The organism is Microcystis sp. M061S2 (genome assembly GCF_020245605.1).
Lineage (GTDB): Bacteria > Cyanobacteriota > Cyanobacteriia > Cyanobacteriales > Microcystaceae > Microcystis.
The window spans coordinates 1-8,228 of sequence record NZ_JADBUP010000150.1; the positions used below are offsets into that span (position 1 = coordinate 1).

Sequence of the window (8,228 nt, forward strand, 5' to 3'; positions counted from 1 at the left end):
AGGCGATGATGAAGCAGGTGGTGGCGGTGAGCAGGGTGGGGATCATGATCACACCGAACCAGCCGACATAAAGACGGTTGTTGGTGCTGGTGATCCACTGGCAGAACTGCTCCCACAGGGAAGCGCTCTCGCGCTGTTGTAAGGTGGTGGTCATTGGTTTATGATTCCTATTAAGTTATCGAGGTACGATTGATGATGTCTCTATCTTAGAGAGTTTGTAACGGTTTGTAAAGGGGTTTGACGATATTGTTACTTATGCCATTGATAAGCTGAGGTTATGAAATGGGTCGGGTGCGGTTCGGTCTTTTCTGATCTAAGATTGAAGATATGACTCGACAACCTCACGACCAATTTGCCAAACAATACCTAGAAGAATTGCTTTCTCCTTTGGGAAAGGTGGAAGTCAGCAAAGAGGTGGCGGATGAAACCCGTCAGGTGGATATTTTCTTCTCTCCTCACCCTAATATGCGGGGAAATGCTCAATCTTTGGGTCTTTTAGGGCAAATGGTGACAACAAGCACTTTGCTTGAGCCTTTTCGCAATGCTCCCAATCGAACGGAAATTCGCAACTGTATCTTAAAATTGTTTTCGATTTTCGCTGAACTTCAACGGAAAGGGAAACGGGAAAAAACTGAGTTAAACGAGGATGACTTACCTAGATTATGGATTTTGGCTACTTCTATTAGTTTCCAGATCCTAGAGAGTTTTGATGCTAAATTAGAACTAGAAAACTGGACAGAAGGGATTTACTTTTTATCTCCCTCTCACCGAACGGCAATTGTAGCGATTAATCAGTTACCTATTACCCCGGACACTTTACTGTTAAGATTGTTGGGACGGGGGAAAACCCAAAGCCAAGCGGTGAGAGAGTTGCTTGAGTTGCCTTCCAGCGATTCCTTCCGTCAAAATGTCATGGAATTATTGATCAGTTGGCGCGTGAGTGTTGAAATTAACAATCTTTTAGAATCAGAAGATAGGGAGGTATTTATGGCTTTATCTCAATCTTATTTAGAGTGGAAAGAGGCGACCAAACGAGAAGGACTTCAACAAGGACTTCAACAAGGACTTCAACAAGGACAACGACAAATTATTGAAAATTTAATGCAAGTGAGGTTTGGGGAATTGGATGAGTCTTTAATAAAAGTTATTGATGAATTGCTCAAGTTATCACCGATGGAGTCTAGTCGTTTATTATTGGAGTCTTCACGAGAAGATTTAATCAGACGATTCATCTCTGAATAAATTAATTAAGCTGGGTTAAAATACGTCTTGGCTTAAACAGCTTCAAAGAAGCAATAAACGGCGTAAAACGGCAGGATATTATTTAACAGATGAAGAATTGCGATAGACCGGAAAAGATGCTTATGGTTTAGCGTTAGGACAATCTACTTTAGAGGCTTTTCAAGGAAAATATGGAGTCAACGAATCAGCATAAATTGTGAATAAAAATGCGATTATTTACCAAGCAATGGTGTTGATTTTGTGGTGATTATATTCTCTTAAATCTCTACAGATGAATTAGAATAGGCTCAAGAATCTAAGCATCCAAAAAGTGAAGATTTTAAATTAATAATTATCTTAAAAAACTAGGTTTCATCCTAGCTAAAATTCTCTGAAAAATTCTTTACCTAATTTCAGGAAGCCAATCTTCGTCTAAAATATCAGCTAAAGCATAAGGATTCTCTGAGGGGAATTTTAAATCCGTTTTCACCTCTGCAATTTTTCTGGCTTTACCATAAAGATAATCGAGACAATTAGATAAATGGTTTCTGAGATTGGTCGTTAATCTTAATTCCAATTGAGTCCGAAAACCAATTAATTCACCTCGCCAATGTCGCTCATTATCTTCTCGTTCGCTTGACCAATACTGATAGAATAAAAGATGTTGTATGATTTGAATTACTAAACTCTCAACCGCATTTTTTTGTTCCCTTCCCAAAGCTTCTAACTCCTCAATTAAATGCTCATAATCTAAACTCTCAACTTGACGATTTTTTAATAATAAAACTGTCTCATCTAGCCATTGCTGATAATCTTCTTCATAGATAGATGATAAACTTTGTCTAGCATGAATCATCGGTTATTCCTCAATCCTTCAGAATATATTGCCATTATACACCAACAAAAAAGCCCCCCTTTCGAGGATGCCCTTTTATCTAATGATTTAGACGCTAACTGATTGCAATGCCAAAAATAGGGAGTTTATAGACTTTCCCATCAAAGTCAGGTTAGATTATGACCGTTTCTTAATTAAAAAACCCACCAAAGAAAACAGGCCTAACCCTAAAATAGAACTAGGTTCCGGTACTAACGAAATCATTAGTTATAGTCATTTCAGATAAGTCTGATACACTCTAGACCGACAAAACCCTTATGAACTCTGGGATTAATATTCTCAATTTTAATTGAAATGGCTATACCTTACTGACCGCAGATTCCGCAAAGCTTCCAGGACCGAGCGTTGACCCGCATCTTCATCAAGGTAGAGACGGATTTGACTCATTACAATTCACTGGCTCGATATCGGGATTCCCAGTCTTCACAATCGGCTCGGTAAGCATCGATATCGGCCTCTATCTGTTCTTTATTCGCGTGATAATACGCTAGAGCGCTATAAATTTGAGCCAGACTTAATTGAGGATACTCTTTAGCGATCGCTTCGGCACTCATTCCCATTTTATGATCCATGACTAAACTTTGAATCGTGATTCTAGTTCCCGCGATCCGGGGACGAGCATTACAAATATCCGGACTAGCAACAATAAATTCACCAATATCGATGCCTGTAGCCATATTTTCGCCTAGAGAAGTCCCTTTTATTGTAGCTCGATCGATACATCCGAACAACAAAAAAGCACCCCTTTTCGAGGATGCCCTTTTATCTAATGATTTAGACACTAACTGATTGAAATGCCCAAAAATAGGGAGTTTATGGACTTTCCCATCAAAGTCAGGTTGATGATTGAAGTTGGAAATCGCCATCATGTTATATAAGCAACAGGATTAACGATAATTGCTATTATGAGTCTTTTTTTGCTTGCTTCTTATTCAATTTTCCCGTGAAGAAAGCACCGAATCCGAGTAATCCTAAACCCAATAAATTGGACGGTTCAGGAACACTTACAGTAATAGGGTTTTGGGTGACTGTTACTGTTCCAGGAGCAGTAAATGTTAACCCCGTCACAAAAGCAGTAGGATTAGTTGGATCGAGCATTTCCGCAGGATCGATATCACTGATGCGAAAATCACTAAAGCCAAGGGGATTAACACCCAACAAGTTGAAAGTCGTTCCCGCAACTAGAGAATAATTGCCAAATCCGGGTAATTCTAGGATAAAGTTACTGTCGCCTTGGGGGAGAGCATTGGGGATTAAAACAGAGGCGAATAAGGGTCCGCCTGTCACTGCGTAATCGTATCCTACCGACACAATCGGATCGAAAAAGATGGGGTTAATTATACCCAATCCATTATCACCGACCGGAACACCAGGAAAGGTAAAACCATCGGGATTGTTCGGATCTGGGGTGGGGAATAGAGGACTATCGGGAGTTGTACCAATGATTGAACCAGTGGTGAAAGCTCCTGTAGTTTGGGTGAAAAAAGCAATCAATGATCTTGCTCCATTAAAACCAGTCTCAAAAAGCAGATCACTTTCTACATATTCCAATTCAAACTCATAGCTAGTGTTGGGAGCAAGGGTGTTAGCGGGTAAGAGGAGACTGGTATCAGTAGGATTCAGAGAAACGTCAAAAACAGTTCCTCCCAACGTGGATAAGATGCTGAAATTTTTGAAAATGTCTGGGAATAAGGAAGTCCCATTGAAGCTAATAGTAAAGGGTTGACTCGGATCAAAACCTTGAAGGTCATTGAAGGTTGTTCCCGTCAAGAAAGGAACATCATTAACAAATGCTCTCGGTGGGACGGTTGGCAAAAACGCCGCTTGAGTACCCAAACTTCCCCCAACAATGGTATATATGTACTCAGTGCCATCGGGAAACGCCGCTTCCAGTGCCTCTAGAGTAGGATAGGTAAGAAGGTTTGCGGCAACAAACTCGTCTCTAAAAGGAAACAGACTATCCAAAGGGATAGAGGACTCAGTGCCATTGTAAAAAACAAAAGCACTCGTTAGGGCTGCCTCGTCAGTGTATCTGATACTAGGGAAAAACGTAAAAGAGCCACTATTGGGTTGAGCGTTGCTAGTTTGAGTATAATCAGCGAACTGACTAAGATTAAAGCCTGTTATGGCCGCTTGACTAGGGGTAGAGGCGGCGGCTTGTGCCGGGAAAGCCACCCCGATCGCCCCCAATCCGATCCCTAAGCTGATACAATTAGCTAGTATCTTGTTCATAACCTGATAAGACTCCAAAAAACTAAGTGATTCTTACAATCTAGATGTTCACTTTGGTTTTGTCTGTGGGAATTTGTGGCCATTTTGGATTTTCTGATATAATAATTTTCGTGGGATAAAGTGGGATTTAGTGACAAAAAGGAGGGCAAGGCTCATGAAACAAGGCTAAATTTTCCTTAATAAGGCAAGAGAACAGGCAAAAGTTTTCGCTTGTTTTTCCAACTTTAACAATATCTAATGTAAAGGACAAATTACTAAATTAAGAGGTTAATCAGTAAAAAAAGGCAAAAAATGGAAGAATTATTAGAGTTAAAAAATCTATTACTAGCTGGCAATATTCCCGATGCCTTGATCTTGGTAGAGGAAATGACAGAAATGAGCAAAGATGATAAGCTCAATAAGATTTTCAGCTTTAGTATTATTGTATTATTACATCTGATTAAACAGCAAGCAGAAAAACGCAGTACCCGCTCAGGGGAAACCTCTATTTCTAATTCTGTTAAACAGATTCAACGCATTAATCAACGACGTAAAACTGGAGGAAATTATCTAACATCAGAAGAATTAAAAGAAACCTTAGATGATGCTTATTTTTCAGCCTTAAGACAAGCATCATTAGAAGCTTTTGAAGGTATATATAAACCAGAAGAAATTGAAGCTATGGTTGATAAAAATAAAATTATTAATCAAGCATTGGCATTAATATTAATCGATTAAGTAACGGGTGACAGTCGGAAACAAATCAGGAGGTTTAAATGTCAGAAATAAAATAATTTGGCAAATATTTATAAAAAAACGAGAAAACTAAAATCTGTTCCCTTATCCCAAACAGTAATACAAAAGTTCTATCACTTACTTATATGGATATTCAAACCCTTTTAGAATGGACAGATAAACAGGTATTAGAGAAAACTGGTAAACATCTTGATTCGTTGCAAGAATCCATCTTACAGGGTATTTGGGAACATCAAGATTACGAAGAAATTGCCAAAGATAATCAGCGCAGTTATGACCATATAAAAAAAGAAGCATGGAAATTGTGGCAACTGTTATCAGATGTTTTTCAAGAAGATATAAAAAAGTCTAATGTTCGTTCTATTTTAGAAAATAAAGCTTCATCTACTATTTATCACTTTGTTAACTATCATTGTAATAATATCGGCAATAACCATATAAATATCTGTCGAGAAAATAATCCCTACTCAGAAAACAACTTAAAAAATTCTTCAAATTTTCCAGATAATGATCATCAATTCCCAATAATTAACCTAACAAAAGCTCCTGAATTAAGGTGTAACTATGGACGTAAGTTAGAACTATCTACCTTAAAAGAATGGCTAGATAATAAAACTCGATTAATTACTATTTATGGGTTAAGTGGAATTGGAAAAACAGCCTTAACCCTTAAATTAGTTTCAGAAATTGCCCCACAATTTGATTATATTATTTATCGCAGTCTGGAAAATATTCCTCAATTAATCGCTCTCAAGGATGATCTAAAACAGTTTTTCAGCCAATCTCTATCAACCCCCTTACCTGATATAATAGATTATCTAAGCTCCTATCGTTGTTTAATTATTCTTGATGATGTGCAGAATATTTTTAAACCGGGGGAATTAGCAGGTAAATATTTAAGCGACTGTCAGGATTATCATAAATTTTTTCATCAAATTGCTACCACATCTCATCAAAGTTGTTTGATTTTAATTAGTTGGGAACTTCCCAGAGATTTTGTCACCTTAAAATCCGATAAAATTAAAACTTTATACCTGCAAGGTTTAACGACAGAATTTGAAGAAATCTTCAAAGAATACGGTTTAAAAAGTGAGGAGAAATGGACGGAACTGAGGGAACTTTATCAAGGTCATCCTAACTGGTTAAATATCATCTCCTCAACTATTATTGAGCTATTTGATGGAGAAGTATCCTTATTTTTAGAACAAATGAAAAATGAAATTTATTTGGGGGATATGGAAGACTCGATCGAATGTCATTTACAGCGTTTATCCGCAACAGAAAAAAAGGTGATGCACTGGTTAGCTAATCAAACTGAAGCGGTAGAAAAGTTTCCCAAAACTGCTAATCTTGACTTATCTACTTCTGAATTTTGGGCAGCTATTCAGTCATTAATGAGACGCTGTTTACTGGATAAATTACCATCAGAAACCTCGTCCTATTTTCCTATTAATCCTGTGTTTAAATCTTATCTTAAAAGAAATCCTAACGATTAGGATTATCTCTTTACAGATAGATGCGATCGCATTTTTATCTTTAACTATTTTGCAAAACTTGTAAGAATAAATTTGGCGATAAAATTTGTGTATGATGATAATGCTTTAGCGGTAAAATGTGTTTTTTATCTAAAGAAACTAGATAATCAGCACCTATTTCGTAAGCGGCTGCCAAAAACATATTATCATTTGGATCAACCTGATCGAGTAGCGTTGCTTGATAAATACCTTGAATTTTGATAGCAGTATAAAAAATAGCCCTTAAAATATCCTTAATATCATTTCTGTCAATATTTTTCACTAATAGTTTTTCAACCAATTCCTCCAATAATTGAGGAGAAATAACTAACTTAAATCTACCCTCCCGCCAATAACGAATAATTTGACAAGGCGCACTGTTAGGATTTTTACTTAACAAAGCTGAAAGAAAAACCGAAGTATCAAGAATAACAAGAGGTGAATCTTGAGCAAACATCATAGTAAATCAGATTCTTCTAAGTTTCCTGAAATTCTCACACAAGCGTCATCAAATTTTTGCCAAACTTCATGATAACAATTATCGGGCATATTTTGAACCTCATTTAATGTTTCCATAATCAAATCTTTGGCCTGTTTTCTATTTACATTTTCTTTTAAAACTTCTAAATGCTTGTGTAACTGTTCTAATAACCATTGTTTATCTTCAAACGAAAAATTTCGTAACTTTTGTTCCAGTTCAATAATTTGAGGGGATATCATAAAATTAACTCCTGATCAAGATTAGTCTAGTTTAATGATAACAAAAGCTTCAAATTTAAAGCTTTAACTAAAGATTACCTTGTTATAAATATCTGCTATCTCCACCTCAACACGCAAAGAGTTTAAATGAATTATCCTATCAAATTCATAAGCTGTAAACACCCAGCAATCGCCTTCCTTTTGAAAATGTTCAATATAACATTTTTCCTGAGAAATCAATAAATATTCCTGAAAAGTTGCAATGGTTCGATAAGCGGCAAACTTTTCTTCTCTGTCGTAACTTGCCGTTGCAGCAGACAAAACCTCAGCGATTAAAACAGGATTAATTAAAGTATCTTTGCGTCCTTCTTGATAAGTGAGAGGTTCAGACACTACCATAATATCAGGATAGGTAGCTATTTGACGCTCAGGTATCCATAAACGCTGATCGGTGACAAAAACGGCATAGGGTTGATTCTTTAGTCCAGTATATAAAGCCACTAATAAATTACTAATAATGCGATTATGAGTCGGTATTCCTCCTGTCATAGCAATAATTTTTCCATCCAGATATTCATGGCGAGTTTGGGATTGTATTTCCCGCTCAAAATATTGACTAAGAGTATATTTTCCAGTGAGAGCGGTCATAATGATGATTGTTTGAGAATAAGCATTTTGCAGCGTTTTTCATTGTTCCCGAATTCTAACAACAAAAAAGCACCCCCTCGCGGGAGTGCCTTTTCGTTCAGACTAGGAATTAACCATTGATAGCGGGAGCAGTCAGAGCTACGGGAGCCTGTTCACCACTAGCTAAGTCTAAGGGGAAGTTGTGAGCGTTGCGCTCGTGCATTACTTCCATACCGATACCAGCGCGGTTCAGCACATCGGCCCAAGTACCGATTACACGACCTTGAGAATCGAGAATCGACTGG

At 37.3% G+C, this 8,228-nt stretch carries 10 protein-coding genes and 1 pseudogene; 3 read left to right on the forward strand and 8 right to left on the reverse strand.

Features of this window, described 5'->3' with window-relative positions; translation table 11 throughout:
* Window positions 1-154: pseudogene (locus IM475_RS21845) on the reverse strand (photosystem II q(b) protein); the annotation flags it as partial.
* Window positions 155-327: 173 nt separating this feature from the next.
* Between IM475_RS21845 and IM475_RS21850 the strand changes: the two are divergent.
* Complete coding sequence (locus tag IM475_RS21850) at window positions 328-1,242, forward strand: hypothetical protein (RefSeq protein WP_287729119.1); 915 nt, start codon at window positions 328-330, stop codon at window positions 1,240-1,242.
* Window positions 1,243-1,624: 382 nt separating this feature from the next.
* On the opposite strand, the gene IM475_RS21855 is transcribed toward IM475_RS21850, so the two are convergent.
* The 4 genes from IM475_RS21855 to IM475_RS21865 all read right to left on the reverse strand — a co-directional run bounded on the left by IM475_RS21855 (window position 1,625) and on the right by IM475_RS21865 (window position 4,348).
* Window positions 1,625-2,077: a DUF29 domain-containing protein gene (locus IM475_RS21855; RefSeq protein ID WP_287729120.1), complete on the reverse strand. Its 453-nt coding sequence runs from the start codon at window positions 2,075-2,077 to the stop codon at window positions 1,625-1,627.
* Between the two features lie 156 nt (window positions 2,078-2,233).
* Window positions 2,234-2,320: a PEP-CTERM sorting domain-containing protein gene (locus IM475_RS23065; protein WP_071823541.1), complete on the reverse strand. Its 87-nt coding sequence runs from the start codon at window positions 2,318-2,320 to the stop codon at window positions 2,234-2,236.
* Window positions 2,321-2,502: 182 nt separating this feature from the next.
* Window positions 2,503-2,793, reverse strand: coding sequence for a DUF433 domain-containing protein (locus tag IM475_RS21860; protein ID WP_287729121.1), 291 nt, complete (start codon window positions 2,791-2,793; stop codon window positions 2,503-2,505).
* 226 nt (window positions 2,794-3,019) lie between these two features.
* Entirely contained in the window at window positions 3,020-4,348 is a 1,329-nt protein-coding gene (locus IM475_RS21865; protein ID WP_287729122.1) for a PEP-CTERM sorting domain-containing protein, read from the reverse strand.
* 291 nt (window positions 4,349-4,639) lie between these two features.
* Here IM475_RS21865 and IM475_RS21870 point away from each other — a divergent pair, with 291 nt between their 5' ends.
* Window positions 4,640-5,065: a DUF29 family protein gene (locus IM475_RS21870; protein ID WP_287729123.1), complete on the forward strand. Its 426-nt coding sequence runs from the start codon at window positions 4,640-4,642 to the stop codon at window positions 5,063-5,065.
* 143 nt (window positions 5,066-5,208) lie between these two features.
* Window positions 5,209-6,579: a helix-turn-helix domain-containing protein gene (locus IM475_RS21875; protein WP_287729124.1), complete on the forward strand. Its 1,371-nt coding sequence runs from the start codon at window positions 5,209-5,211 to the stop codon at window positions 6,577-6,579.
* Window positions 6,580-6,619: 40 nt separating this feature from the next.
* Here the strand turns inward: IM475_RS21875 and IM475_RS21880 are convergent, their stop codons facing one another.
* From IM475_RS21880 to IM475_RS21890, 3 genes are all read right to left on the reverse strand, one after another.
* Window positions 6,620-7,057 carry a putative toxin-antitoxin system toxin component, PIN family gene (locus tag IM475_RS21880; RefSeq protein WP_194015156.1) on the reverse strand — a complete coding sequence of 146 codons (438 nt, stop codon included), beginning with the start codon at window positions 7,055-7,057 and terminating at the stop codon, window positions 6,620-6,622.
* The gene (locus IM475_RS21885; RefSeq protein ID WP_002752205.1) at window positions 7,054-7,317 is read right to left on the reverse strand and encodes a hypothetical protein; all 264 of its coding nucleotides are present in this window, start codon (window positions 7,315-7,317) and stop codon (window positions 7,054-7,056) included. Before IM475_RS21885 ends, IM475_RS21880 begins: the two co-directional genes overlap by 4 nt.
* A gap of 63 nt (window positions 7,318-7,380) precedes the next feature.
* On the reverse strand, window positions 7,381-7,944 hold the full coding sequence (locus tag IM475_RS21890) for a Uma2 family endonuclease (protein ID WP_287729125.1): 564 nt from the start codon (window positions 7,942-7,944) through the stop codon (window positions 7,381-7,383).
* Window positions 7,945-8,228 lie beyond the last annotated feature (284 nt).

What these genes read in the sequence shown, in the direction of transcription:
- IM475_RS21850 (WP_287729119.1), top strand. Translation starts at nt 328, where the DNA reads ATGACTCGACAACCTCACGACCAATTTGCCAAACAATACCTAGAAGAA.
- IM475_RS21855 (WP_287729120.1), bottom strand. Translation starts at nt 2,077, where the DNA reads ATGATTCATGCTAGACAAAGTTTATCATCTATCTATGAAGAAGATTAT.
- IM475_RS23065 (WP_071823541.1), bottom strand. Translation starts at nt 2,320, where the DNA reads ATGATTTCGTTAGTACCGGAACCTAGTTCTATTTTAGGGTTAGGCCTG.
- IM475_RS21860 (WP_287729121.1), bottom strand. Translation starts at nt 2,793, where the DNA reads ATGGCTACAGGCATCGATATTGGTGAATTTATTGTTGCTAGTCCGGAT.
- IM475_RS21865 (WP_287729122.1), bottom strand. Translation starts at nt 4,348, where the DNA reads ATGAACAAGATACTAGCTAATTGTATCAGCTTAGGGATCGGATTGGGG.
- IM475_RS21870 (WP_287729123.1), top strand. Translation starts at nt 4,640, where the DNA reads ATGGAAGAATTATTAGAGTTAAAAAATCTATTACTAGCTGGCAATATT.
- IM475_RS21875 (WP_287729124.1), top strand. Translation starts at nt 5,209, where the DNA reads ATGGATATTCAAACCCTTTTAGAATGGACAGATAAACAGGTATTAGAG.
- IM475_RS21880 (WP_194015156.1), bottom strand. Translation starts at nt 7,057, where the DNA reads ATGATGTTTGCTCAAGATTCACCTCTTGTTATTCTTGATACTTCGGTT.
- IM475_RS21885 (WP_002752205.1), bottom strand. Translation starts at nt 7,317, where the DNA reads ATGATATCCCCTCAAATTATTGAACTGGAACAAAAGTTACGAAATTTT.
- IM475_RS21890 (WP_287729125.1), bottom strand. Translation starts at nt 7,944, where the DNA reads ATGACCGCTCTCACTGGAAAATATACTCTTAGTCAATATTTTGAGCGG.